This is a genomic window from Pannus brasiliensis CCIBt3594 (assembly GCF_036688125.1).
GTDB classification, from domain to species: domain Bacteria; phylum Cyanobacteriota; class Cyanobacteriia; order Cyanobacteriales; family Microcystaceae; genus Pannus; species Pannus brasiliensis.
The window spans coordinates 1-26051 of the sequence record NZ_JBAFSM010000060.1; the positions used below are offsets into that span (position 1 = coordinate 1).

The following is a 26051-nucleotide window of genomic DNA, read 5'->3' on the forward strand; positions in this document are numbered from 1 at the left end:
TAGACTTACTATATTCTCTGATATTAAGTTTTGTTAAGCGATTCAACACTTCTGCTTCCAATCAATAATCCCGCAGAACGTTTATTGTCTATTCTTAAAAGTTTGTCTGAACGAGGGATGAATAACGGTACCACGCAATGGAATTTAACTCAAATAATGGAAATGGATGATAATTCGGAATCATTTTATAAAGCCACTTTTGAAATATTAGAAATTATTTCCCATATAGAGGATGAAATTGAAAATTTTCCACCCAATAAGCAACCCGCTTTTTCAAAAATATTGTCTACTATAAAAGAAGATTTTATTAAGCTTATCCAATATAAAAATCAACAATTCTCATCTTTCAGTCGTCCTATTCTTCTGACTGATTATCATGCAATAAATACGCTCACTCTTTTAGCGGTAGATTATGAAGAATATAAAATTTGTTTAACCAAAGAAGATTTAACAAATTTTCGAGATGAAATACTGAATTGGATTAAAAATATCGAAGAAAGCTCTATAGAAGAAAACTTTAAAAAAATTTTGCTAATAAAACTAAATGAAATTTTAAATGTCGTAAACAAGTTTTATATTTATGGCGTTAAAGGCCTTAAAAAAGAATTGTTAGCCACCTTGCCCGAATTGGCGATGTCTCAAGGTGATGATAAATATAATATTTTAAAAAATAGCATAATTAAATTTTTATGGAATAAATTATCTGACACATTTAGTAAAGTAAATCCAGTTCTGAGCGGTGTTGTAAACACGTACAAAGTCACAGAATTTGTTTCTAAGTTGCTACCCCCTGGCGATCCCCAATAAAAGACCAAGCTAGTAGATCGGGTTGAGGTAATGAAACCCGACACGAATTTATAGTTGTTGGTTTTCTTTTCGTTCCATGCGACAACCGAGAAAAGAATTATCAGTCGATCGACAGTAACGAGTTAACTGGTATCCGTACCGAGGTATTGCGAATCGTAGAATATTTATTCGGACAACGGAACGAACCGTAAAATTCGATCGATCCCCTAATTTAAAATAATTTCTCATCTTTTTCCACTTCCGAACTGACATTACCTAGTTTTTTAACCGAGGGACAGGACGCATTCGCCCACTGATTTATCCTGCCCCCTGGTTTTTATACCCTTTGTAAAATTCTCGGTCTGTTGTTTTGTTCTAGGGCTAAATACGTCTGGTATAACTCGCGTGTGGATCTCATCATAGCCCGATAGCGCTTTCGCTGTAGAGAGTGTAGATAGGGAAATTTCGCCTCGCGGAAAGTTTGTAAGCGCGGGAGGGGAGCGCCGATCGAGAAACGTGTTTCAAATTTCCGATTTACCCGATCGATAATACCGTCAAAGTCCGTAAAAAGACGGTCGAACGGGGCGATCACGTAATTCTCGCTATACGGTAAAAGGGTTTCATAAAAAGAACGATACCCCTCGATCACCGTCTCCAACGGTAATTTAGGTTCGAGGCATTTCAGGGAAGAAATCGCCTCTTCCGGAGGGCGGATCAATACGATCGCGGGAATTCCCAGTTCGACAGCCCGGATCACTTGCGCGGGAACGTGGTGATGATGGGCGATCCGTACTCGCGGATTGAAGGTTTGAAAATGTCCGACGGTTGAAGTATTCGCCGATCGGGGAAATCCCTCGATCGCTATCTCCGTACTCTCGCGCGTGAATCTCTCGATCTCGTGAATTTTGCGGGGGTTCAGATGATAGTAAACTCGATAGGCCGGGTAGAATAAACGTGGCGAAACACCCAAGCTGAAACGACAACGCCATTTCCAGTCAGTAAGATTATTCATATTCGGTGGATTCAAAAAATAAGGATGACCGCGGATGCTAGTCTGACACTAACTAGCCGATGAAGAGCTTTCCGGGTCTTCATTCTAGTCATTCCCAAAAAAGCGATCGAGATCACTATCGAGAAAAACTTTTTTTCAGGATTTTTGTAAACAACTTTCGGACTCCCTAGAGCGATCGCCCGTCGAAACCCACCGAATCCGACGACGGGAAGGAGCGTACCCCTAACCCCGTCCGCCTATAATAGAGAATCGGTCATCGTTCGGTAGGAGTCAACTCGTGACGGTTAGAGTACGCATCGCCCCCAGTCCGACGGGGAATCTTCATATCGGAACCGCGCGCACCGCGGTTTTTAACTGGCTATTCGCGCGCCATCACGGGGGAACCTTCATCCTGCGCGTCGAGGATACCGATCTCGAACGCTCGCGACCGGAATACACCGAAAACATTCAATCCGGCTTACAATGGCTCGGATTAAACTGGGACGAGGGACCGTTCTTCCAAACGCAACGCCTCGATCGATACCGCGAGGCCATTCAAACCCTCCTCGATAAAGGACTCGCCTATCGGTGTTACACCACGTCCGAAGAATTAGAAAAACTGCGGGAAGACCAGAGAGCGCGCGGCCTTGCTCCCCGCTACGATAACCGCCATCGCGGACTAACTCCCGAACAAAGGGCGGAATTCGAGCAACAAGGACGGAAACCGGTGATCCGGTTTATCATCGACGATGATCGGGAGATCGTGTGGAACGACCTGATCCGCGGTAAAGTCGTCTGGAAAGGAAGCGATCTCGGCGGCGATATGGTGGTCGCGCGCGCCCCGGAAAACGAGGGCGAGGCTTTCGGACAGCCGTTGTATAATCTGGCCGTGGTCGTCGATGACATCGAGATGGCGATCACCCACGTTATCCGCGGGGAAGACCATATCGCCAATACCGCGAAACAGATTTTACTCTACGAGGCTTTCGGGGTGAAAGTTCCCGAATTCGCGCACACTCCCTTAATTTTGAACCAAGAGGGGCGAAAACTGTCGAAACGCGATGGCGTTACCTCGATCGATGATTTCCGGAAATTGGGTTTCCTGCCGCAAGCGCTGGTGAATTACATGACCCTGCTGGGATGGACTCCCCCGGACTCGACCGCGGAAATTTTTACCCTACCGGAAGCGGCCAAGGTCTTCAGTTTAGAGAGAGTGAATAAAGCCGGTGCCAAATTCGACTGGGATAAACTGGATTGGATTAATAGCCAGTATATACACCGTCTCGCTCCCTCGGAATTAGTTTCGCTACTCCTACCTTACTGGGACGAAGCCGGATATTCCTTCGATACCGACAAAGATAAAGAATGGTTAGAGAAATTGGCCGCGTTAATCGGGCCGAGTTTGGTTCGTCTCGCCGACGCGCCGAAAGAAAGCCGATTACTGTTAGAGCCGATCGTCCGCTATAGTGAGGACGCGATCGCCCAATTACAACAGGAAGGCGTGAAACCGATTATCGAGGGCGTATTAGCGGCGATCGAGCCGAATTTGACCCTAGAAACGGCTAAGGCGATCGTCGATCGAGTCACCAAAGCCAATAACGTCAAAAAAGGGCTGGTGATGAAATCCCTGCGCGCCGCTCTCATGGGCGAGTTACACGGGCCGGATCTCCTGCAATCCTGGGTACTTCTCAATTATCGGGGAGACGATCGAGTTCGTTTAGAACAAGCGTTACAGGAAATCTAGACTACAATAAAAACACGCGTGGGAGAGAGCGCGAGTCTCGCCCCTCCCGCCCACTGTTAAACTCCGGTTTTTATGGAAGTTCTCTGCACGCGTCCGCATTGTCCGCGACCTCGCAATCAATGCCCCGATCTCGACGATCCCGATAAACTGGCGACGATCGAGCAGAAATACTGTACCACCTGCGGGATGCCGTTGATTTTGGGGGGGCGTTACCTTCCGGTGAAACTGTTAGGAAAGGGGGGATTCGGCGCGGCCTTTCTCTCGCTCGATCGCTATCGTCCCAAAACGAAATGCGTCCTCAAACAATTTCAGCCCTCGATCCAGTTAAGTCCCCAAGCCTTGGAAACCGCGAAAAACCTATTTATTCGCGAGGGGGAGGTGTTGGAGGAACTCGGAAAACATCCCCGAATCCCCGATCTTTACGCTTTTTTCCCACTGCTAGTTAAAAATCAACTTACCGGGAACGAGGATCGCTTTTTTTACCTCGCCCAAGAATATATCGACGGGAAAAATCTCGAAGAAATCCTCGCCGAACAACGAGCGCCCTTTTCTGAAGCGGACGTTCGCGGGATTCTAGAAGAAATGTTGGAGGTTTTGCGGTTCGTTCACGAAAACCGCTCGATCCATCGCGATATTAAACCTTCTAACATCATGCGGGATAAAAACGGGCGATTGTATCTACTCGACTTCGGCGCGGTCAAACAGGCGACCTCTAGCGGCGGCAATCTCTCGGGAAAATCCACGACGATTTACTCGGCCGGTTACGCGCCCCCGGAACAACAGTTAGGAAAACAAGTTTCCCCCGCGACGGATTTATACGCCCTCGCCGTGACCTGTATTACCCTGTTAACGAATCAATATCCGGACAATCTCTACGATCCGGACGAAAAACGCTGGTTTTGGCAACAATACGCGCCCCACGTCAGCGTTCGATTCCCCGCGATTCTCGGTATTCTATGACAGCCGGAACCGGACAATCGCCTACAGTCCTGCGCGGAAGTATTAGCCGCCTTACATCCCTCTCCCTCATCTCCCCCACCTCCCCCACCTCCCTCACCTTCCCCCTCTCCCTCACCTTCCCCCTCACCCCCCCCCATTCCCTCGCCGCCGGCACCGAAACCGGTCAGACAGTCGCGTTTTACGCTGGTAGAAGTGTTGGGAAATGCCGCTTTTACGGGGTTTGAAGGCGCGTTACTGACGATCGCCCTCGCGAGTTTACTTCCTTCGGTGGGCGTGGCGATCGCTTTCGCGATCTGCGGTGGATTAGTTTTCGTGTTATTTAAACGGATTATCGAGGGAAAAGACCTACCGATTCTCGCCGCCATCTCCTTGGGTTTATTTTTAATTCCCCAGTTACAAGGGGGACTCGGGTTCGTCGCTATCGCGATCGTCGCGGGCGCGGCCGGGGTCGGGGCGATCGCCGTTACCGCTTTTTTCCGTTTAGTCTATCAGATAGTCTCGCGGTTCTTTTAGGAACCCCCGGCCTTGAGCCGCGATCGACTTCGAGAATCGATCGCCGATGAATAATATGTTTGCAAAACGGATAGCGAATCCCCGGCTCCGGCTCTCCTAGCCTCTTTCCCGATCGAATGCTATACCTTAAAGAAATCAGTCGCGGTTAACGAGGTAATCAATTATGGTGGGATTCGCCCCGGAGATAACGGGAGAAAGCGTTCAGAGTCGGATTCAAGAGACGATCGAACGTCAGCGCGCGTTTTTCGCGACCGGGAAAACGAAGGATATCGAATTCCGTCTGGCACAATTGAAAGCCTTACGAAAAGCGGTGATCGAGAATCAAGATAGGATCGTCGCCGCGGTTAAAGCGGATTTAAACAAGCCGGATCTAGAAGCCTACGCTTTCGAGGTCGCCGTGGTTCAAGAAATCGATCACGCGATCAAACATCTACGCGGTTGGCTCAAACCGAAAGCCATTCCCACCCCACCGCAACATTTTCCCGCCAAGGCGCGCGTGTATCCGGAACCGTTGGGCGTGGTGTTAATCATCAGCCCGTGGAATTATCCCTTTCTCTTAGCCATCGCGCCGTTGGTGGGGGCGCTCGCGGCGGGAAATTGCGTCCTGTTGAAACCCTCGGAAGTTTCCTCGCACACCAGTCGCGCGATCGCCGAGATCGTCGGAAAAACCTTCGATCCCGCCTATATCGCGGTGGTAGAAGGGGGAGTGGAAGTGAGTCAGGCGGTACTCGCGGAGAAATTCGACCACATCTTTTTTACCGGGGGAACCGAGATCGGTCGGATCGTCATGGCGGCCGCCGCGCGACACCTGACCCCCGTGACGCTAGAATTAGGCGGGAAAAGCCCCTGTATTGTCGATACCGAAATTTCCCTAGAAACGACCGCCAAGCGCATTGTTTGGGGTAAATTCATCAACGCGGGACAAACCTGCATCGCCCCGGATTATCTATTGGTCGATCGCCGGATCAAGCCCGCGTTACTCCAAGCCCTTAAAGATTGTATTCGAGAGTTCTACGGCGAAGATCCCTATAAAAGTCCCGATTTCGCCCGAATTATCAGCGCGAAACATTTCTCGCGGCTGGCCGGTTTCCTGGGAGACGGTACGATCGTCGCGGGGGGACAAACCTCGGCAAGCGATCGCTATATCGCCCCGACGATCCTGGATAATGTATCCCTATCCTCGCCGATCATGCAAGAGGAAATTTTCGGCCCGATCCTCCCGGCGATCGAGTATACCGACATTCAGGAAGCGATCGATCTGATTAATAGCAAACCCAAACCCCTCGCCCTGTACCTTTTCTCGAAAAACACATCTCTCCAAAGACGGATTTTAACCTCTACTTCCTCCGGCGGGATCTGCATCAACGACACGATCCTGCACGCCGCGCTTTCCGAAATGCCCTTCGGTGGCGTGGGAGACAGCGGCATGGGTAGCTATCACGGCAAAAAAACGTTTGAAACCTTCTCCCATTTCAAAAGCGTTCTCGCGAAACCCTTCTGGCTGGATCTACCGTGGCGGTACGCGCCCTACGCGGGTAAATTAGAAACGATCAAATGGATGATCGGTAAATAAACGCGTCTTTCCCGGGTGGGTTACGCGTCGCTAACCCACCTTACGTTAAAACGACAAAGGTTTGTAAGGTTTCGTCTTGACATCCCGCGATCGTCCCCCCCAGATCGAGAACGGTTTGTAGGTATTCTAGAGATTCGATCGAAATCCTTTCCCCCGGCAGTAACACGGGAATTCCGGGGGGATAGGGACAGATTAACTCGGCGCTAATTCGATTCACGGCCTCCTCGCGGGATACCGTTTCCACCGGCGCGAAAAAAGCTTCTCTCGGCGAAATCCCGGTGATTTTCGGACGGGAATCGTAGCGGGGGAATTTCGGGGGAATTTCTGCCGGACGGGGTTCCGTGGCTATCTCTCGGAAAGCGGCAACGAGCTTATCGATATGCTCGCGGGTGTTGCCGATCGACAGAATAAAAGTTATATGCTGTAACGAGGGTAATTCCGCCGTTATTTTAAATTTTTCCCGTAAAATATCGTCGATTTCATAACCCGTTATCCCTAGATCTTTCACGAGTACCGTCAGACGGGTTCGATCGAACCACCGACAACCGGCGACGGGAGAGGGAAAATCGAGAACCGATAATCCGGGGATTTTATGAATTTCTTTACGGGCGATTTCGGCGATTTCTAGGGTTCTCGTTAACAATTCCCGTCCTTCCGTCGCCATCTGCTTTCTAGCCGCATCTAGAGAAGCCAGGAGTAGATAACTCGGACTTGTCGATTGTACCAATGCCAGCGCGTTCTCGATCCGTCGTCGATCGATCCGATCGCCCCGACAGTGTAACATGGAAGCCTGCGTTAACGCGCCTAAAACCTTGTGCGTGGACTGTACGACGAGATCAGCGCCGAGAGATAGAGCCGATGGCGGTAAATCGTCATGAAAGGCGAAATGCGCCCCGTGCGCCTCATCTACCAGTAAAGGAATCTGATAACGACGGGTGACGCGGGCGATCGCTTCCAGATCCCCGCAAACTCCCTGATAGGTGGGATAGACGGTTAAAACCGCTTTCGTGTCCGGATTTTCCTGTAACGCTCGTTCGACGGATTCGGCGGTAATCGAGAGCGCGAGATCGATTTCGGGATCGTACTCGGGATCGAGGAAAATCGGCATAGCCCCGCAGAGAATTAAACCGGATATCGCCGATTTATGAATATTCCGCGGCAGAATAATTTTATCTCCCGGTTCACAGGTCGCCAACATCGCCGCCAGAATCCCCCCGGTGGAACCGTTGACGAGAAACCAAGTCTCGTCCGCGCCGAAAGCTTCCGCGGCCAGAAGCCGCGCCCGTTGAATCACCCCCGCGGGCGCGAACAGATTATCCAGTTCCGGTAATTCGGGTAAATCCGCTTTAAAAACGCTTTTTCCTAGTAAATCGCTCAATTCTGTGGCGATTCCCCCTCCCTGTTTATGTCCGGGAGCGTAAAAAGGGGTATCGGGACTATTGACAATTGACTGTATTTGTGATAAAAGCGGTGTTTGATTTTGGAAGAGGGAAGAGCCATCGAATTCGGGCATAATCGAACGGGAAATAAGGATTATTTGAGCGATTTAGCCACGTAAATCGCCGTGGTAATGGGAAGCGCGAAACCGCCCCCGAAAAGAATAACCAACGACAGGATCGCTTTCGCCCCTTCTTGGAACGGGGAACACCGATTCGGGAGAGCGCATCCCATCGGGCCGAGGGCGAAAGTCAACCAGCCCGATATAGTCAAACAGATCGGGAAAAACAGCAAAAAAAAGCCACAACCGAGGAAAAAAGAACGAGTTTCGCGATTTCCTCGCGGGGCCGGGAGAGTCATGAAGCGTGTCCGCACGGGGAGCGTCTCCCCTATTGTAACGTTGGTTCGGGTGGGGCGGAAGCGGGTCAAGCCAGGTCTAAACGGCCGCGGGGGCGATCGAACACCGGGATCGATCGGTGTCGGCGCGGTAATTTCTCGATCGACGGGGATTTTCCTTTTCTATCCGTTCAACGGTCGGCATCCTGTATATATGACCACCTATCAATAAAATCTTAAAATATTCCGATAGTTTTCGGGAAGAATTGCCACTAATGCGAGCATGAGATCGTGTTTTCGAGTGAATTCGGGCTAGGAGTATCCACGTTCTCCGGGGAATCTTCTCCAAGAGAGCGGACGATCCCTAGGTCTTCGTGTAATTTCGATACCCTCGTAACGCTCGGTTGCCCCTTAGCCTCTCGAACGCATCATCGGTTCCACCAACGGATAAACCGACGAGAGCGAAGTCTATCTTCAAAAAAATAGGAGAATACTGATGTCTACTTTACAAGAAATCGTCGATCAAAAGTTAGTTGTCAACCTGATCAATCTTAAACAAGATGTGACTCTTTTACAGGAAATTCAAACCCGATTACACGACTTGAATCTGTACGACTACGGGCCGGGCGATCCCGATGGATTCTGGGGGCCGAAAACCGAAAACGGGATCGAACGCTTCTGTGAGTCTGTCCATCTCGATAATATCGAGACGGGACTCTTCGGCCCCAGTTTCGCCGAAGCCTTACTCGAAGCGAAAGACGTGGCGAATCCCGGTCGTTTCGCCCTCCCCGACTGGTGGCAGGGGGGAAGTCGGGATCAACTGGCGGTAGCGATCGCCAAGGAAGGGAAAAAGCAGGGAATCACCGTTCGCGATCAACTCTGTTACATCATGGCCACCATCCAACACGAAACCGCGAGAACCTATCGGCCGATCGCCGAGTACGGTGGCAAAAATACCCGCTACGCCCCCTATTACGGACGGGGATACGTTCAGCTTACCTGGAAATACAATTACGAGAAATATAGCCAACTACTCGGGGAGGATTTCGTGAAGTATCCCGATAAGGTGATGGAACCGGACGTTTCGCTATTTATCATCGTTCACGGGATGATCAACGGGGTCTTCACCGGGAAAAAACTAAACGACTATATCACGGCGGGACGCGTGGACTTCTTGAACGCCCGACGGATTATTAACGGAACCGACAAGAAGGAACTGATCGCGAGTTACGCGGAAAATTGGCGGAAAACCACCTTATTCTAGGTTCCGAGGGATCTCTTGGATTTTGTGTGTACAATGTCTCGAAATCATACATTTTGAGAGAAAGCCTGACTCTCCCGATCGCTAAAAAGCCTTACGCTCGCGACGTATCCCATGTCCCCCTCTTTGCCGGTAAATGACCACACCGGGAACAAGAGAGTCGCTCCGATTTCGGGGCTTCGTTCCTACAATGGGAAAGATAACGATCGATACTTTATCGGGGGTGACGGCCTTGATTTCCTCTCGTTTTTTTCTCGTGCCATTGACGCTCGCGCTCGGTGTTTTCCCGGTCTCGATCGCGAACCCATCACCCGCGTCGATCGTTCGCCCCGGATCGGCGCGCCCATCGGAACGGGAAGTTCCCCGTAGCGTACCGCGTCGCCCCCTGAACCCGTCCGAGATCCCCGGTACCCGGGAAACCGACCTCGATCGCTATTGGCGCCTCGCCTATAACGCGGCGGTGTCGGGGGATTTCGATACCGCGATCATCAATTACCGTCGGGCGGGCGCGGGGGCTACCGGCGATTGCGATCGCCAACACGCGCGGGCCGGGGAACAGGCCGCGAAAGAAGCCAAAACCCTGCTAAAAACCGAGGGAGAGGGGTCGAAACCCACCCAATTTTTTTGGGGTCGCTTACAGGAACTAACGAGATCGTTATCCTGTGTCACCGTCCGGTAGATCGAGGGGCGATCGGCCCCGCGCCCGTCCATCCCCCCCGCGGGTCTGCTAGAGTAGAAAATCGGTGTTATCGGATTTATTGTCAATTTTTATGTTAAAAGCTGGAATCGTGGGACTGCCGAACGTGGGCAAATCGACGCTATTTAACGCCCTCGTCGCCAATGCCAAAGCTGAAGCCGCTAATTTTCCCTTCTGCACGATCGAACCGAATGTCGGGGTCGTTTCGGTTCCCGATGAACGGTTGGACGTGTTGGCGAAAATCTCCTCTTCCGAAAAAATCGTCCCCACCCGCATCGAGTTCGTGGATATCGCCGGACTCGTCAAAGGTGCGAGTAAGGGGGAGGGATTGGGCAATCAATTTCTCGCCAATATCCGGGAAGTGGACGCGATCGTTCACGTCGTGCGCTGTTTCGATAACGATGATATTATCCACGTTTCCGGTTCCGTCGATCCCGCGCGCGACATCGAGGTGATCAATCTAGAACTCGCGCTCGCGGATCTGTCTCAGGTGGAGAAACGGGTCGAACGTGTCCGCAAACAGGCGAAAAACAGCAAGGAAGCCGCCGCGGAGTTAGTTGTCCTCGAAAAAATCCTCGAATGTCTGAACGAGGGAAATTCCGCTCGTCAGGTGGTTCTGACGGAAGAGGACGAGGAATTAATTAAAAATCTCGGTTTATTGAGCCGGAAGCCGATTATCTACGCCGCGAACGTGTCCGAGGACGATCTAGCGACGGGAAACGAGTGGGTGGAAAGTGTCCGCGCGATCGCCGCCAAGGAAAACGCCAAAGTGGTCATCGTTTCGGCACAGGTAGAGTCGGAATTAGTGGAATTATCGGAAGAAGAGCGGAAAGATTTCCTCGAATCTCTCGGTGTCGGCGAGGGAGGCTTAAAATCGCTGATTCAAGCCACCTACGAGTTATTGGGTTTACGCACCTATCTCACCACCGGGCCGCAGGAAACCCGCGCGTGGACGATTCACGCGGGGATGAAAGCACCCCAGGCCGCCGGGGTGATCCATACCGACTTTGAACGGGGTTTCATCCGCGCGGAAACGGTCGCGTATAAGGATCTCGTCGCCTGTGGGAGTATGGGCGCGGCGAAGGAAAAAGGCTTAGTGAGAAGCGAGGGTAAGGAATACGTCGTTCAAGAGGGCGATGTGTTGTTATTCCGCTTTAATGTTTAAAATTGTAGCGAGAGGGGCGCAAACCTTGCGCCCCTACCTTAATGGATAATTGCCGGTGATAGTTCGATCTTGCCTCCTGCCTCCTGCCTCCCTACACCCTACACCCTACACCCTACACCCTTCCCTCCCGCCTCCTGCCTCTCCCGATCGCTAGAATGAAAGAATACTCCCTTCCCGACGGGAAAAGATGCTGAAACGACCCGATCGCTCGATCGCCCTCCCGATTCTCTGGTTTCTAGGAATCCTTCTCGGTTTCTGGTTTTTCATTCAAATTTCGGCTAGAAGTCTCTGGTTCGCGGAGGTCGGTTATCCCGGTGTTTTCCTCCAGAGACTCGGGTGGCAGATCGGTTTGGCGATCGGTAGCGGTACGCTATCCCTGTGGTTTATTTTCGGGAATTTACGGCTGGCGGAGCGTTTAAAATGGCCGGATAAACCGATCGATTACGATATCAACCAAAAAGATGGTGATCGCGCCGGATTAATCCCTCAATCCTCTAGTATTCCTCTGTGGGGGCTTCTTTTCATCGCGTTAGGTATCGGCGCCGCTATCATCGGAATGCTGGGATATTACACGGATCTCGCCATCGATGTCTGGACACCGAAACTCGATCTACCGAATTTGAGCGCGTCGGCCACTAGCACCGGATCGGGCATTATCGAGGGAATTTCGGCGATCGCTCCCTGGAATACGGCGATATTAGCCCCGATCGCTTTTCTCACCCTGTTATTACTGATTAGAACGAAAATCACGATCGAGGCGATCGCCCTCTTATTCTGTCTGCTATTCGCGGGAATGATCGCGGGAAATTGGACGAATATTCTGAAATCGATCGACGGAGTTCCCTTCCATCAAATCGATCCCCAATTCGGACGCGATATCGGTTTCTATATCTTCCAGTTACCCGTCTGGCAATTACTAGAATCTTGGTTAGGGGGATTGGGAATCTACACGCTTTTCGCGGTCACGTTAACCTATCTTTTCTCCGCCGATAGTCTCTCGCGGGGCAAATTTCCCGGTTTATCCCGTCCCCAATTACGGCACTTATACGGGCTTTGGGGCGGTTTAATGACGATTTTGGTGTTTCACCACGTTATCGGGCGTTATCTCCTCCTGTATTCCCCCGATGGGGTGATTTACGGCGCGGGATATACCGATATTCACGTCCGACAATTCATCGAGATCGCGTTAGGAACCGTCGCCGGAATCACCGCGATCCGGTTATTTTGGAAAGCGATTACCGGTGCGAAAAAACGGGGCGGACTCTATCGACCCTCGAAAAAAAGATCGAGAATTTCCCCTTATTTACGGGTTTTCTTTTTATATGTAATTATCTCGATCGGGGGATGGATTCTCGGCGCGGTTATCCAGAGGGCGATCGTGCAACCGAATGAATTAGCGCGGGAACGCCCCTATATCGAACGGGGAATCGCCGCCACGAGAGCGGCGTTCGGATTAGAGAAAATTCATTCGATCGCCTTCGATCCGAAAGCGGAATTATCCCCGGAAGTGCTGGATAGAAATTACCTAACGGTCGATAATATTCGCCTCTGGGACACGAAACCGCTCTTAGAAACCAATCGCCAATTACAACAGATCCGACTCTATTATAAATTTCCCGATGCCGATTACGATCGCTACGAGGTAAAAGTAAAACCCGAGCGACAATTACCCGATCGAGAACCCTCGGAAAAACAACAGACGATTATCGCGGCGCGGGAGTTGGATTATAGCGCGATTCCCGTGTCGGCGAACACTTGGGTGAATGAACGTTTAGTCTACACTCACGGCTACGGTTTCACGCTTTCCCCCGTTAATTTAGTCGGGGAGGGAGGCTTACCTTACTATTTCGTGAAAGATATCGGAACGGAAGAAAATCAAGGGGATTTACGCGTGTCTAGCGAAATGATCCGCTACAGTATCCCGATCGCTCGACCCCGCATTTACTACGGCGAATTAACCGATAATTACGTGATGACTCCCACGAAAGTGGAGGAATTAGATTTTCCCAGCGGTGAGGGAAATGTTTATACTACTTACTCGGGTTCCGGGGGAATCCCGATCGGTTCCCCCTGGCGACGTTGGTTATTCGCCCTGTATTTACGCGATTGGCAGATGCTGTTAACGCGAGATTTCACGCCGGAAACCAAAGTATTGATGGATCGAAATATCCTGCGTCGGGTTCACGAGATCGCGCCGTTTTTACGCTTCGATCGCAACCCCTATTTAGTCGCCGCGGACGTGGGAAAAAATAATAATAAATTGCACTGGATTATTGACGCGTACACGATCAGCGATCGCTATCCCTATTCCGATCCGGGTAAAGACGGATTTAATTATATCCGCAATTCCGTGAAAGTGGTCGTGGACGCGTATAACGGTTCGGTAGATTTTTACGTGGCCGATCCCGACGATCCGATCGCGCGGACGTGGAGTAGAATTTTTCCCCATCTCTTTAAATCTTTAGCGGAAATGCCGCCGACTTTACGCGCGCACATCCGCTATCCGGAAGATTTTTTCAGTACCCAATCGGAACGGTTATTAACCTATCACATGACCGACCCGCAAGTATTTTATAATCGCGAGGATCAATGGGAGATCCCGCGGGAAATTTACGGGAACCAACCGCAGGAGGTGAAACCCTATTACCTGATCATGAAATTTCCCGACGCGCCGAAGGAAGAGTTTATCCTTCTCCATCCCTATACCCCATCGGGACGGCAGAATTTAATCGCGTGGTTGGCGGCCCGATCGGACGATACGGAATACGGTAATTTATTACTCTATCGATTCCCCAAACAGCGCTTAATTTACGGGCCGAATCAGATCGAGGCTTTAATCAACCAAGATCCGGAAATTTCCCAGCAGATCTCTCTCTGGAATCGGGAGGGATCGCGGGTATTACAGGGACATTTATTAGTGATCCCGATCGAGCGATCGTTACTCTACGTCGAACCTCTCTACCTCGTCGCGGAACAGAATAGCGTCCCGACGATCGCGCGGGTTACGGTAGCCTATCAGAATCGGGTCGTCATGGCGCCGACTCTCCGGGAAGCGCTCGATCGATTGTTTCCCTAGAGAGTCTAGCCGGGCCGCGTTAAAAATACGGTCGGAGAACCGAGACTACCGCGTCGGCGATCCCCTGCCAATAGTTAGTTCTGGCCGCCTCACACTGTTCGATCTGGATGCCACCACCATTCGCCAGGCGATTGACAATATTCCGGGGAGAATCGCCACCGTAATTACTGGTAGGCCCCGCGATATCCACGCTAATGCCCGAACCGGAAATCACGCTCTCGATCGCTGTCTTGATATCCTGTTTGAGTTGATCGCCGGCCCCGCCCCCGATCAGGATATTATTTTCGCTAAAGCCGTGAAAAGCTACCGCGTAACTAAATCCACGGTTAATAATCGTATTCAATAGCGGGAAAGAAGCTTCGTGAAGGTCGGTAGAAGTAATATGCCACCGAAGAAAAGCGCCGCCGCCTTTTTTCCAGCCCTTACAGCGCCAGCAAGACACCTCTTGATCGGCCATCTGCGAAGCCACTCTTTCCGCCTGCTTATCGGTCCAGGGTTCAATATTGCCACCGTGCGGGGCGATGGCGATCAACGCGGTATGTATCCCGTTATCGTCTAAACGCTCGACGAATTCGCTATTGGTTTCCGCCTGTGCATCGGTATAGGACGGATGGGGAACTTGCGAATCCACGGTGGCATCGAAGGGCGTTGTCGAACCGAGCCGCGAGGCTCCCGTCGCGAGCATCCGGACGATGTTTTCCGGGTTTTCCTGACGCGTTTCACAGACGGTATAGAGCGCGTATTCCGTGGCACTACGTTTGATCCGGATCTGATGACCGACGGCGCGACCGATGGCGGTCAATTTGTCCGGATCGGCCGAGCAACGTTCCCGAGAATTGATCGGCGTTGTTTGTCCCGTTAGGACGTTTTGCACATTAGCATCGTAGGTAGGCATGATCTGTCTCCAGTATTGTTGTATCGATCGAATTCCCCGCGGCCCTCAAGTCGTCGCCACGGCCGTGAGAATCGCGTAAGCCACCTGTAGCCCGCCAACATCACCGTGATCTTGAATAAACTCATCGGCGCGGAGATTGTGTAATTTGCCGGCCTGCAACGGATAACTACCGCCCACCGGTAGTAAAGATAGGCCGCGAATCGCTTCCGGGGTTTTTTGCGCGCCGTTGCGGCCGATACCGCCGAAGCGATCGTTCTCGTCCCCCAAGAAGGAGGAATCATCTCGCGAGAGAGCCGACGCGATAGGATAAGCTATGCCGACCGCCCAATCGTTTTTCGTGTGGGTGATCAGAATCGGCCCCGATACTTTTTGGTTTTCCACGACTTTTCGGAAAAACCCGTTTTTATTCGGCTCGAAATCTTTGGCGAAACCGTAGTGGGAGAAAGCGGCTTGCAACAGGGATAGGGTCTCCGCCGGCGCGAAATCCTCGGTTCCCAGTACCGTGGCGGTCACGAGTCGCCCGCCGAAACTATGACCGACGAGGTGTTGTTTGATCGCGGGATATTTTTGGCGAATTTCCCGCAGAAGAGGATTGAGACCTTTTCGCCCGACGTTACCGGCCCGCTGTTTCATTTCATAATAAGTGGCGAAATTGAGCAGGTTGCCGGCGGCGGCCGTAAACCCGCTAAAGTTCAAAAATCCCGCCGCCCCCCCGGACTCGGGGGTAAAATCGCCGATTTCCGCCACACCGCCTTCTTCTTCGCCGTCGTTCGCCGCTGGGGACGCTAGAGGGTGTTGCAAGCGATCCATGACCTCTTCGCTATCTAGCTCGAAAAAGTCCGTGGAAGCATCCTCGTCATCGGTCTCTCCCCGATCGAGTATCTTTCGGAGTGAATCCACAAATTCCTTCCGTGCCGAAGGGCTATCTTCTAATTTAGGAACGAGCGCTTTCAATCGCTCGAATCGATCGGAGGCTTCCGGATCGGCGAGCAGTTCTTGCAAGGTCGTGACCCGCTCCCTCACCTCGCTCACCATCGTGTCTTCTAAACCGGCCGCGCCACCGGCTATCAGTTCTCGCTCGGTGAATTTTTTGGAGGGCCAGAATACGGCCAGGATGGCGAATTTCCGGGTTTCGATTCCGGGTACGATGCCCTGATCGATCGTCTCCCTCATCGAGGTAAATAATCTCTGATAAAGCTCTCGCGCTTCTTGTATATTGTTATTCCAGCCGTGGGAGATCACGAATAAATCGGTCACTTCCTGACGATCGAGGAAATCGAAAAGTTTTTGGGGTTCTTCGGGATCGTATACCTTGGCCTCTTTGGTAAATTGAACCTCGAAATACGGAAAGTCGGAGATGCTGTCCATAAATACCCTCTCTAGACTATTCAAGAAAAACGATCAAACCGATTGAATCGCTCGCATGAGATCGACCAGACCCTGACCTTGAAAATAGCGATCTCGCTTCAGGTCGGTTGCCGTATTCAGGAAAATTTCCTTCACCTTTTCCGGCTGGCCGATAAATTCTCGCCGCACCGATAGAAAAGCGGCGATTACCCCCGAAACATGGGGCGCGGCCATGCTAGTACCGCTATCCTCCACGTAGATAGTGCCGGCATCCGACTCCAGCGATGACAGGTTTTCCCGGTATTTCTCCAGGTTTTGTCCCGCCGCGCAGGAAACGATCTTCTCTCCGGGGGCGACGAGATCGGGTTTTATCCGGCCGTCCCCGGTCGGTCCCTTGGAAGAAAAGAAAGAAACCCCGTAGACATGGGGCATATCCCGGTGGGTCGAACCGACGGTAATCGCCAGTTCCGCGTTGCCCGGATCGTTAATGCTCATGTCCATACCGAGGGAAACCACCCCGCGAGATGTCCCCTGGACGGAACCGTACCCGGTGTTACCCGAGGCGACAACGACCACCACCCCGGAGCGGACTAGGCGATCGACCTCGACACACAGGGGACTCTGCCCGCAGGCGAACCATTTCGGTTCAAAATCGTAGCCGACACTGAGATTTACCCCGTGAATCCGCAGGCGACGACCGTAACCGTTAATCTCCTGAATATATTCGAGCGCGGCGATAATATTGCTGGTGTTCCCCTTGCCTTTGCTATCGAGGACTTTCAAGCTCAGAATTTTACATCGGGGAGCCATCCCGGAAATTCGATCGATCTCCATCGTGTTCACGTTAACTTCTCCCCTCTCGTCCCGTTGGCGACTGACCACCGTGATCGGCTCCTTATCCGTCGCGATGACTTCCCCGGCGATAATGCCGGCAACGTGCGTACCGTGTCCGAATTCATCGCTCAGGGGCTGACCGCTATCTTCTTTGAGCGCGGTAAAATCGAGAGGCTTTAGGGCTTCCTCTAGATCGAGGTTCTGATGTTTGTTGAAATGAGGGTGTTTTTCATCGATCCCCGAATCTAAAACCGCCCAGACAATGCCTTCCCCTAAAGCGGAAAAGGCGTTCCGGGCCGCGTCGGCTTTTACGGTACTGATGGATTTATTAATAAAAGCTTCCACTTCAAAATCCGGCCAGATGCGATAGATGGCTCTTTGAGGGGAGACGGTCGAGGGATCTACCGCGTTATCTCGTTTGACTAACTCCTCGATCGCGTTTTTCTGGAGCCTCGCGAATAGATATTGCTGGCTACGCTGACTCGTCGCTTCTTTAATTCCTTGGGTTTCGCTGTCCGCGGTGATCTGTTTAAGAAGCGCCTCTATTCTTTCCCGAGCCTTGCTTCGGCCCCCGGGATACTCTAGATTTAAATCAATGATCACGTCATAAGTTTTGTCTTCGTCCCCGCTATCTTTTTGCAAAATTTCCATTAATGGCAACGCGATCACCATCTTATCCAAAACCTCGGGATTGAATTGATTCGAGAACGGTTCTTCCTCGGGAACCGGTTTTGGAGAACGGGAAGAGCGTGGTTTTCTGGGTTTGGGAGCGGAAGAACCACCTTCGGATTTCGAGTTTGCCATGAGATTTTTTCTCGCCGATAAATCGTTATTTTACTCTCTTCCCCGTCAGGTACGATTCGCGAAAGAATGCCCGCGTCGATCGCCGACACGATCGATCGGCTTTTTCCTTCCCGATAGGGTCGATCGTACCGGGGAATCGCGAGTCGGTCGCGAGGCTCTTCGGCAGGGAAAATCGGGAGGAAAGATGACTTTTTCTCAGGAGCGAATTTCCCGATGGTCTAGTCGATCGGGAAATCCGCTCCTTTTCTCTTTTTCAGGATAAACTCATCATTTCTACCGCGAGTCGGCGGACAACAAATCGAAACAATTTTTCGCGCGAGACAATAAATCATAAAATTTTGTAAAATTTCAATTCCCGGTCTTGTGTTTTCCGAGTCCGGGAATAATCTTCAATTCCGGGAAAGATCGATCGCTACATGAGAGCGCGAATTTCCCCCACTAATCGATCGATCTCCGAGGGCAAAGTGAAATAATGGACACAGGCGCGGATACACAGGGGATCGCGGATAGTTCGCAGGAAAAAGCCCCGTTTTTCCAGTTCCCGAACCAGTTGATTCGGATTCGCTCCCTCGACGACGAAGGAAACTAAACCGGATTCGGGAGGGGAATTTTTCAAACAGTGTACCTTGTCGATCGCTCCCAATTCTCCCCACAGATAACCCGCTAATTGAACGACGCGATCGGTTCTCTGTTTCGCGTCCGCGAAAGTCTCGTGAACGGCGATCGAGGCGCGTAATCCCTCGAATAACGGGTACGCGGAAGTGGCGACCTCGAACCGTCTACCGTCTTTTTTAAAAGCGATCGGCCGGCCACTCTCGTCCATATCGATACCGCGCCAACCGATAAAGGTCGGGGATAAACTTTCAAAAGCCTCCGGACGCACGTATAACCCCCCGACTCCCGCGGGACCGCACCACCATTTATGCCCCGTGAACGCGTAAAAATCCGCCTCTAATTCGCTTAAATTCAAATCTAAACAACCCACCGATTGCGCCGCGTCCACGAGAACTAAAACCGATCGAGTTTGTTGATGGCATAACCGGGAGATTTCTCGGAGGGGTAATACCTGCCCCGTGTTCCAGAGAACGTGACTCAGAACGAGTAAACGGGTATTCGGCTGTAAATATCGCTCGATTACCGCCACCGGATCGCCTCCGTTGAGCGTTTCCAAGATCGGGCAGAAAGAGAATTCCACCGAAAAACGTCGGGCGATCTCCTGTACCGTGGCGATAATGCCCGGATGTTCGCAATCGGTAAGGAGGATATGATCGTTCGATCGCCACTCGATACCCCACAGGGGAATATTACAGCCCACCGTAACATCTTCGGTGATCGAGAGCGTTCGCGGCTCCACCCCGAGCGATCGGGCCGTTTCCCGCCGTAAAAGTTCCGTTCGCTCGGTAATCCAATCGTTCACCCGCGCGGAAAACGGGCCGTGTTCCTCAAGATAGCGATGCGCTTCCACGATCGCGTCGAACCCGGTGCGGGGTAAAATTCCCTGCCCGCCGAAGTTAAAGTACACTTTATCGGCTAATCCGGGGAATTGCCGGCGTTGTCGTTCGATTTCCGTAGCGATCGAGGCGATATCGAGCATAGTTTTTTAGGAAGATGGGGATGGGGGGATGGGAAGGTGAGGGAGATAGGGGAGGTGAGAGAGATGGGGAAAAAGCGGTCAGCGGTCAGTTATATCTATCTTTAGATAGTAGCCAAGTTTGAATAACTCGCTCTTGGAAAGCTGATAGCTGATAGCTAAAAGCCTACTGCCTTCTGCCTCCTGCTTCCTGACTCCTGACTCCTGACTCCTGACTCCTGACTCCTGCCTCCCGCCTCCCGCCTCCCATGTTTCCACATTTCCCATCGAAAACGTCAGAATGGTATTAAGGTAGAGAGAAATATCGATCGCTCTCGGTGTTCTCGTGTCGATCCTGGAAAGCTTACCCTCGCTCGCTGACAGAATGCTACTGACGGATGACTTACTACTAGACTATAAACGATGTCAACGCCGGGCGTTTCTCAATCTCTACGGGGATAGTCGGGAGAAAGACCCCGAGCGGGATTTTCTGCTCAAGTTGCGTCAGGAAAGCCAGAATCACGTCCGATCGGTTCTCCAAGAATTCTATCCCGATTATTTCACGCCCCTGACCGATCCGCGCGATCGACAGGCGACCGCGAGAGAGACCGAGAATTTGATGCGTCAGGGGGTTCCCTGTATCTATCGCGGAGTATTGATGAGAGAGGAAGAGCGGGGGAGAAATCCGGTCACGCTCGTCGGTTCGCCGCGTTTACTGCTCAAACAGCCCGGAAAATCGCGCTTCGGCGATTGGCAGTATTACCCGATCGATATCCAACTCGGTCGCCGTCCCAAGCCGGAATACAAGATTGTCGGCACATTTTACGCGTATTTACTGGAAAGAGTCCAGAGATCTCGCCCGAACCGCGCGGAAATCGTCCTACGCCGTCAGAACCATCACTCGATCGAATTAGATCTCTGGTGGAATAAACTGGGGGAAATTCTCGACGAGTGCGTCGATCTTCTCGCCGGCCGACAGGAACCGGAGGTATTTATTTCCCGCCAGCGTTGCGCTTTGTGCCACTGGTACGGCCATTGTTACTCGATCGCCCGATCCGGACAACATCTCTCCCTCGTTCCGGGGGTGACTCCCACTCGCTACGAATTCCTACAATCGATGGGGGTACTCACCGTGGAATCCCTCGTCTCGGCCTGTCCGACGCGTTTGGGCGAGGGCATCGGTGTAGAGATCGCGGCGCAATTACAACAACAGGCGCGGGCGATTTTAGAAGATCGAGCTTACCCGCGAATTAACGGTAAAAGTAATCTTTCTAGACCGATTCCCGGTCACGAGATCGAATTTTATTTCGACATCGAGGCCGAACCGGAACAGAACCTCGATTATCTCCTGGGAGTTTTACGGGTCGATCGAACCTCGGGAACCCGACAGTTCTATCCTTTTCTCGCCGAAAAACCGGAGGAAGAAGCCCTGATCTGGGAAAAGTTTCTCGCGTTAACCACCCCCTATCCCAACGCCCCGATCTTCCATTTTTCCGAGTACGAGGTGGAAACGATCAAACGCTTGGGAAATCTCTACAAAACGCCGAAATCGATCCTCGATCGCCTCGTTTCCCGCTGTTTCGATCTCCATCAACAAGTGGTGAATTCGGTGACTTTTCCCGTGGAAAGTTATTCGTTAAAATCGCTGGCCAACTGGATCGGCTTTCAATGGCGCGATCGCGGGGTCAGCGGGGATCAATGCGTTTGGTGGTACGACCAATGGTTAAAGACGGGAGATCGCGCGCTCCTGTCGGCGATCTTGCGATACAACGAGGACGATTGTCACGCCACCTATCACCTGAAAAATTGGCTGGTGGATTTTTTGACAGATCCCTAGCTCTTTGACCGTTCCACTTTCTCGATGTCGGGCGATCGATAAAGATAGATTCCCCCCGATCGGTCGAGTTCACGATCGAATCTTACTTATTCTAAAGATTTTTAACAATCCGTCGGGCCGTGGTCCGCGCGAAGCGCGCCCCGACGGGAGAAGCGCTAGGGTAATAATAAATAAGATCCCAGATTTTCATACCCACAGGTGATCCTTATGTTCTCCCCGCTCTTTCCTCTCCTTCTTCTCGCGCTCGGGATCGGTAGCTTTCTGTGGTATCAAAAAACAAAAAACGATATTTATCAAGCGCTCGCGGTAAGTAGTTTTATTTTCTCGTTTATTTGGGCGTTAATTCTCGTACACTGGACGATTCACGTACTCGGTCTCGTTCTCCTATTTATTCTCACTTCCCCGGTGTTGAATTTCGCGCGGTTTCCGTCCCCGCGCTCGGATATCGCCGAGTAGCGTATCTCGATCGACGCGAACTCTTCCTTTCGGTCAATTACACAAAGTTCTCTCCGCCGTAAGGTATAAGATAGGCGGTTTATTTCGAGTCGATCGCCGGAAAACTCATGAATGAAGTTCGTGGTCGAGCGCTCCGTTACGCGGGGGCGATAGGGATATCCTTACTCGCCCTCGGGTTGATGTTACTCCTCGATCCCTATTTACAATTACGCCAGACCCCGTTCTTGTTTTTCGTCGGAGCGATCACCATTAGCGCGTGGTATGGCGGTACGGACGCGGGATTCCTCACGACAGCGCTCTCGGCACTTCTCGCCCATTACTATCTGGTCGAACCCCGGTATTCCCTGTTCACCGATAGCGTTACCAACACCCGGACGGTACTTTTTCTCGTCCAGGGAGGGATCATCAGTTATCTCTGCGGGATGTTGCGGGAAACGCGCGATCGGGCCCGATCGAACCTGAAAAACTGGCAAGCCAGCGAGGAACGTTACCGGCAACTCGCGGCCCGGCTGGAGGCGGTACTCCAACAGATGCCCGCGGGGGTGCTACTCGCCGACGCGCGATCGGAAAAATTGCTCCTCGCCAACGAACAGGTAGAAAAGATTCTCGGGTATGACTATCAATTGAATATCGCGCTGGAAAAATACGACGATATCGTTACTTTCGAGGGGTTTTCCGCCGACGGGAAACCCCTCGCGCCCGAAAAATGGCCGCTCGCGCGTTCTCTGCGCGCCGGGGAAACCGTTCGCGATGAAGAGATCGAGATCCGGTGGACGGACGGGAGACGGATTTTTATCGAGATTAACGCCTCGCCGATCCGGGACGATCGCGGCGAGATCGTTTCCGCGGTGGCGATCTTTCAAGATATTACCGAGCGAGTGGAGATAGAATCGGCCCTGCGCCAGAGCGAGACGCTTTTAAACGCTTTTCTGGCAGGATCTCCGGTCGGGATGGCCTTTCTCGATCGACAGTTACGCTACGTCCACGCCAACGAGGCCCTCGCGACCATCAACGGCAGACCCCTATCGGAACATTTCGGCCGCCGTTTCGGGGAAGTGTTACCGGATCGCGCGGCTTGGGGCGAGGAAATCTTCCGGCGGGTCATGGAGACGAAAATCGCGATAATCGGCGATGAAATCCGGGGAAAAGCCAGCCCTAACGCCCCTTACCGTCATTGTTTGGTGAATATCTACCCGGTTTGTTTACCCGATGGAGAGGTGTTAGGGGTCGGGGTAACGGCGATCGATATTACCGCGCTCAAGGAAAACGAGGCGCTGGCGAGGGCGAGGGCGACGGAACTGGAAATTTTCATGGAAACGGTTCCCGTACCCGTCTGGATCGCCCGCGATCCCCTCTGTCGGCAAATGTCCGCCAATCGGGCCGCCTACGAACTGATCCGACAATCGCCCGGATCGATCGTGACCGCCACCCCGGCCGACGGGAAATATCCCTTTTCCTTCAAAATTCAAAAAAACGGCGCGGATATCCCCCTCGATGACCTGCCCATGCAGAGAGCCGGTCGAACCGGACAGCAAGTAAAAGAAGAGTTTGAATTCGTTTTCGCCGGGGACGATATCCGCTATATCTTCGGCAATGCCGTTCCCATTTTCGACGAAACCGATCGGGTTCGCGGCGTGATCGGCGCGTTTCTCGACCTCACCGAGCGCGTGGAAACCGAACGCCGGTTACAACAGCAAGCGAGGCAGTTAGAAAACCTGAACGCCCATTTAACCCGGATCACCCACCTGCTCGGTCAACGCAATCGGGAACTCGATCGCTTCGCCCATGTCGTCTCTCACGATCTGAAAGCTCCCCTACGGGCGATCGCCAATCTCTCGGTGTGGATCGAGGAAGATCTCGAAGAACACCTGAGCGGGGAGGTCCGTCAGAATATGAACCTCCTCCGGGGACGGGTGTACCGTCTGGAGGCGCTGATCGACGGGTTACTCGCCTACTCGCGGATCGGTCGGAGCGAGGTCAGAAGCGAATGGGTGAAGGTGGGGGAATTACTAGACGAGGTGATCGATTCTCTGGCTGTCCCCCCGCGCTTAACGGTCAAAATCGGGCCGGATCTGCCCACGTTATGGACGAAACGCGTTCCCCTCGGGCAAGTGTTTTCCAATCTGATCGGTAACGCGATCAAACACCACGATCGGGCCGAGGGAGCGATCGAGATCGACTCGATCGATCGCGGGGAGTCGATCGAGTTTACCGTCAAAGACGACGGGCCGGGCATCGCGCCGGAATTTCACGAGCGGATTTTCGGCATCTTTCAAACGCTCCAACCCCGCGACCGCCAGGAAAACACCGGCATCGGCCTGTCGATCGTCAAGAAAATTCTCGACACCGAGGGCGGCAAAATCTGGCTCGACTCCCGCGAGGGAGAGGGCGCGACCTTCCACTTCACCTGGCCGAAAAAAACGCCCCCGGAGGAATCCGAATAAACCTCTCGCGGCGGGAGGCGGGAGGCGGGAGCCACGGGACAATTTTGCCTTCCGGGCATAGGTCTATTTTCACGGAAAAAAACCCGGTAACACCGGGTCGCACTAGCTTGGAGTGTGTATAGTCCACTGATGGAACCGTGGAAAACTTGTTAATGCAGTATCCCGCAGGTGAGGGGGCAGGAAGCGTATACCGGTTCGTGAGAGGGTTTCGCGTCACCGTGCAACCACCGCAACCAATGAACCTCGTGGGGGTAAATGCCTTTCGCGGTTAACATCATCGCTCCCATCGCGACCGCGAGGAGATTCAGGCCGACGATCGTTCCCGCGACCAATAACACCGAGCTAACGGGTAAAACGGAATGTAATACGATCGCCGATAAAGCTCCCACCGTCATCATCAATACCACCAAGGGAAAGCCGACCACCAGTAAACAAACGGCCAAAATTACATTCCAAAGCAGAAAGCTTTTAATCACCCCTATAGAGATGTAGCCCCAATGATTTCTTTCGGTTAATTGCATTTTTCTGACCTCTCACGAACGCGCCGTACAAGTTTCACTTCTCGAAAAAGCGATTGAAAACCAGTATAGAGAAAACACCGAAAAAGATTAGGCACTCGCAATATAAATTTACATCCGAAGGCGATTATCTATGTTATGTGTCGAACTATTACGAGAGCGAGCCTTCTCCGTAATAAACTTTACCATTAATTCTCGACCCGAAACATACAGATCTACTACTAAAATCCTTGATCCCCGCGCGGCGGCATCGATCGGGTTCCGGCTCGCCCCCGATCTCCCGAGACCCCGAAACAATTCTTTACAGTAACCCCCATCTCTCTCAGAATTTTATTCTCGTGATTCATCGGTCGGGGGAAATAAGTTCTTCGCGAGAAAAATCGGCGCTAGGAGATAGGAAATTATTCCTAAGAACTAACCCGATCCCGTCTTCCGATCGAGTCTCGAAATTCCCCGCGTCTGTCGGGGAGGAGATTTCGGGTTCGGACTCGATCGGGAGTTTGATATTCTTGCCGTTCGATCGGGGAACACTAGGAACGAAACGATCCCCTTGAATCATCATCCATGACTCAAAATCCGAATCCCTCGGTAAAGCCGACCGCTCCTCTCCCCGTCCCGCCGGTCCCGACCGTCCCTAAATCGGCCAGAAATGGCGACCTGACCGACCTGACCACCGGAGATCTGACCCCGACCCATCCCGGCTCGACTCGCGTGAGTCCGACCATGCCCCGCGCCGATGTTCCCCTCTCTCCCCCGCCGCCCCCGCCGCCCCCGCCGCGGGCCGGGAATCCCCCCGTTCCCGTCCCC

19 protein-coding genes and 2 pseudogenes are annotated in these 26051 nt (G+C 52.3%); 13 read left to right on the forward strand and 8 right to left on the reverse strand.

The genetic code is table 11. The features are described 5' to 3' along the window. The first annotated feature begins 117 nt into the window (after nucleotides 1–117). On the forward strand, nucleotides 118–807 hold the full coding sequence (locus V0288_RS21615; RefSeq protein WP_332867253.1) for a hypothetical protein: 690 nt from the start codon (nucleotides 118–120) through the stop codon (nucleotides 805–807). A 316-nt stretch (nucleotides 808–1123) separates the two neighbouring features. Here V0288_RS21615 and V0288_RS21620 read toward each other — a convergent pair whose 3' ends face one another. Then, nucleotides 1124–1798, reverse strand: a complete 675-nt coding sequence (locus tag V0288_RS21620; RefSeq protein WP_332867254.1) for a hypothetical protein — start codon at nucleotides 1796–1798, stop codon at nucleotides 1124–1126. Nucleotides 1799–2075: 277 nt separating this feature from the next. Here V0288_RS21620 and gltX point away from each other — a divergent pair, with 277 nt between their 5' ends. From gltX to V0288_RS21645, 3 genes and pseudogenes are all read left to right on the forward strand, one after another. After that, nucleotides 2076–3521, forward strand: coding sequence for a glutamate--tRNA ligase (gene gltX / locus V0288_RS21625; RefSeq protein WP_332867255.1), 1446 nt, complete (start codon nucleotides 2076–2078; stop codon nucleotides 3519–3521). Nucleotides 3522–3593: 72 nt separating this feature from the next. Next, nucleotides 3594–4994 (forward strand): annotated as a pseudogene (locus V0288_RS25215) (protein kinase domain-containing protein). 163 nt (nucleotides 4995–5157) lie between these two features. Then, a complete protein-coding gene (locus tag V0288_RS21645; protein WP_332867259.1) occupies nucleotides 5158–6567 on the forward strand; it encodes an aldehyde dehydrogenase in 1410 nt (469 codons plus the stop codon). Nucleotides 6568–6607: 40 nt separating this feature from the next. Here V0288_RS21645 and V0288_RS21650 read toward each other — a convergent pair whose 3' ends face one another. Then, nucleotides 6608–8080: an aminotransferase class I/II-fold pyridoxal phosphate-dependent enzyme gene (locus V0288_RS21650; protein WP_332867260.1), complete on the reverse strand. Its 1473-nt coding sequence runs from the start codon at nucleotides 8078–8080 to the stop codon at nucleotides 6608–6610. A 20-nt stretch (nucleotides 8081–8100) separates the two neighbouring features. Beyond that, complete coding sequence (locus V0288_RS21655) at nucleotides 8101–8277, reverse strand: hypothetical protein (protein ID WP_332867261.1); 177 nt, start codon at nucleotides 8275–8277, stop codon at nucleotides 8101–8103. A gap of 85 nt (nucleotides 8278–8362) precedes the next feature. Between V0288_RS21655 and V0288_RS21660 the strand changes: the two genes are divergently transcribed. The 5 genes from V0288_RS21660 to V0288_RS21680 all read left to right on the forward strand — a co-directional run bounded on the left by V0288_RS21660 (nucleotide 8363) and on the right by V0288_RS21680 (nucleotide 14539). Further along, nucleotides 8363–8572: a hypothetical protein gene (locus V0288_RS21660; protein ID WP_332867262.1), complete on the forward strand. Its 210-nt coding sequence runs from the start codon at nucleotides 8363–8365 to the stop codon at nucleotides 8570–8572. Between the two features lie 264 nt (nucleotides 8573–8836). After that, nucleotides 8837–9604, forward strand: a complete 768-nt coding sequence (locus tag V0288_RS21665) for a glycoside hydrolase family 19 protein (RefSeq protein WP_332867263.1) — start codon at nucleotides 8837–8839, stop codon at nucleotides 9602–9604. Between the two features lie 187 nt (nucleotides 9605–9791). Further along, nucleotides 9792–10280, forward strand: a complete 489-nt coding sequence (locus V0288_RS21670; RefSeq protein WP_332867264.1) for a hypothetical protein — start codon at nucleotides 9792–9794, stop codon at nucleotides 10278–10280. Nucleotides 10281–10371: 91 nt separating this feature from the next. Then, a complete protein-coding gene (gene ychF, locus V0288_RS21675; protein WP_332867265.1) occupies nucleotides 10372–11463 on the forward strand; it encodes a redox-regulated ATPase YchF in 1092 nt (363 codons plus the stop codon). Between the two features lie 187 nt (nucleotides 11464–11650). Then, the gene (locus V0288_RS21680; RefSeq protein WP_332867266.1) at nucleotides 11651–14539 is read left to right on the forward strand and encodes a UPF0182 family protein; all 2889 of its coding nucleotides are present in this window, start codon (nucleotides 11651–11653) and stop codon (nucleotides 14537–14539) included. A 19-nt stretch (nucleotides 14540–14558) separates the two neighbouring features. Here V0288_RS21680 and V0288_RS21685 read toward each other — a convergent pair whose 3' ends face one another. From V0288_RS21685 to V0288_RS21700, 4 genes are all read right to left on the reverse strand, one after another. Then, nucleotides 14559–15434, reverse strand: a complete 876-nt coding sequence (locus tag V0288_RS21685; protein WP_332867267.1) for a poly-gamma-glutamate hydrolase family protein — start codon at nucleotides 15432–15434, stop codon at nucleotides 14559–14561. A gap of 45 nt (nucleotides 15435–15479) precedes the next feature. Continuing rightward, nucleotides 15480–16802, reverse strand: a complete 1323-nt coding sequence (locus V0288_RS21690) for an alpha/beta hydrolase family protein (RefSeq protein ID WP_332867268.1) — start codon at nucleotides 16800–16802, stop codon at nucleotides 15480–15482. 33 nt (nucleotides 16803–16835) lie between these two features. Further along, nucleotides 16836–18419, reverse strand: a complete 1584-nt coding sequence (locus V0288_RS21695; RefSeq protein ID WP_332867269.1) for a S8 family peptidase — start codon at nucleotides 18417–18419, stop codon at nucleotides 16836–16838. A gap of 412 nt (nucleotides 18420–18831) precedes the next feature. Beyond that, nucleotides 18832–20013, reverse strand: coding sequence for an aminotransferase class V-fold PLP-dependent enzyme (locus V0288_RS21700; protein ID WP_332867270.1), 1182 nt, complete (start codon nucleotides 20011–20013; stop codon nucleotides 18832–18834). A gap of 361 nt (nucleotides 20014–20374) precedes the next feature. Between V0288_RS21700 and V0288_RS21705 the strand changes: the two genes are divergently transcribed. The 3 genes from V0288_RS21705 to V0288_RS21715 all read left to right on the forward strand — a co-directional run bounded on the left by V0288_RS21705 (nucleotide 20375) and on the right by V0288_RS21715 (nucleotide 24726). After that, complete coding sequence (locus V0288_RS21705) at nucleotides 20375–21826, forward strand: TM0106 family RecB-like putative nuclease (protein ID WP_332867271.1); 1452 nt, start codon at nucleotides 20375–20377, stop codon at nucleotides 21824–21826. A 207-nt stretch (nucleotides 21827–22033) separates the two neighbouring features. Next, nucleotides 22034–22282, forward strand: coding sequence for a hypothetical protein (locus V0288_RS21710; RefSeq protein WP_332867272.1), 249 nt, complete (start codon nucleotides 22034–22036; stop codon nucleotides 22280–22282). A 107-nt stretch (nucleotides 22283–22389) separates the two neighbouring features. Further along, entirely contained in the window at nucleotides 22390–24726 is a 2337-nt protein-coding gene (locus V0288_RS21715; protein ID WP_332867273.1) for a PAS domain-containing protein, read from the forward strand. Nucleotides 24727–24875: 149 nt separating this feature from the next. Here V0288_RS21715 and V0288_RS21720 read toward each other — a convergent pair whose 3' ends face one another. Continuing rightward, the gene (locus V0288_RS21720) at nucleotides 24876–25247 is read right to left on the reverse strand and encodes a hypothetical protein (protein WP_332867274.1); all 372 of its coding nucleotides are present in this window, start codon (nucleotides 25245–25247) and stop codon (nucleotides 24876–24878) included. 561 nt (nucleotides 25248–25808) lie between these two features. Between V0288_RS21720 and V0288_RS21725 the strand changes: the two are divergent. Next, nucleotides 25809–26051, forward strand: a pseudogene (locus V0288_RS21725) (hypothetical protein); the annotation flags it as partial.

Bases quoted from the DNA above. Each gene is read 5' to 3' on its own strand.
- V0288_RS21615 (WP_332867253.1), top strand. From the start codon at position 118: ATGAATAACGGTACCACGCAATGGAATTTAACTCAAATAATGGAAATG.
- V0288_RS21620 (WP_332867254.1), bottom strand. From the start codon at position 1,798: ATGAATAATCTTACTGACTGGAAATGGCGTTGTCGTTTCAGCTTGGGT.
- V0288_RS21645 (WP_332867259.1), top strand. From the start codon at position 5,158: ATGGTGGGATTCGCCCCGGAGATAACGGGAGAAAGCGTTCAGAGTCGG.
- V0288_RS21650 (WP_332867260.1), bottom strand. From the start codon at position 8,080: ATGCCCGAATTCGATGGCTCTTCCCTCTTCCAAAATCAAACACCGCTT.
- V0288_RS21660 (WP_332867262.1), top strand. From the start codon at position 8,363: ATGAAGCGTGTCCGCACGGGGAGCGTCTCCCCTATTGTAACGTTGGTT.
- V0288_RS21665 (WP_332867263.1), top strand. From the start codon at position 8,837: ATGTCTACTTTACAAGAAATCGTCGATCAAAAGTTAGTTGTCAACCTG.
- V0288_RS21670 (WP_332867264.1), top strand. From the start codon at position 9,792: ATGGGAAAGATAACGATCGATACTTTATCGGGGGTGACGGCCTTGATT.
- ychF (WP_332867265.1), top strand. From the start codon at position 10,372: ATGTTAAAAGCTGGAATCGTGGGACTGCCGAACGTGGGCAAATCGACG.
- V0288_RS21680 (WP_332867266.1), top strand. From the start codon at position 11,651: ATGCTGAAACGACCCGATCGCTCGATCGCCCTCCCGATTCTCTGGTTT.
- V0288_RS21685 (WP_332867267.1), bottom strand. From the start codon at position 15,434: ATGCCTACCTACGATGCTAATGTGCAAAACGTCCTAACGGGACAAACA.
- V0288_RS21690 (WP_332867268.1), bottom strand. From the start codon at position 16,802: ATGGACAGCATCTCCGACTTTCCGTATTTCGAGGTTCAATTTACCAAA.
- V0288_RS21695 (WP_332867269.1), bottom strand. From the start codon at position 18,419: ATGGCAAACTCGAAATCCGAAGGTGGTTCTTCCGCTCCCAAACCCAGA.
- V0288_RS21700 (WP_332867270.1), bottom strand. From the start codon at position 20,013: ATGCTCGATATCGCCTCGATCGCTACGGAAATCGAACGACAACGCCGG.
- V0288_RS21705 (WP_332867271.1), top strand. From the start codon at position 20,375: ATGCTACTGACGGATGACTTACTACTAGACTATAAACGATGTCAACGC.
- V0288_RS21710 (WP_332867272.1), top strand. From the start codon at position 22,034: ATGTTCTCCCCGCTCTTTCCTCTCCTTCTTCTCGCGCTCGGGATCGGT.
- V0288_RS21715 (WP_332867273.1), top strand. From the start codon at position 22,390: ATGAATGAAGTTCGTGGTCGAGCGCTCCGTTACGCGGGGGCGATAGGG.
- V0288_RS21720 (WP_332867274.1), bottom strand. From the start codon at position 25,247: ATGCAATTAACCGAAAGAAATCATTGGGGCTACATCTCTATAGGGGTG.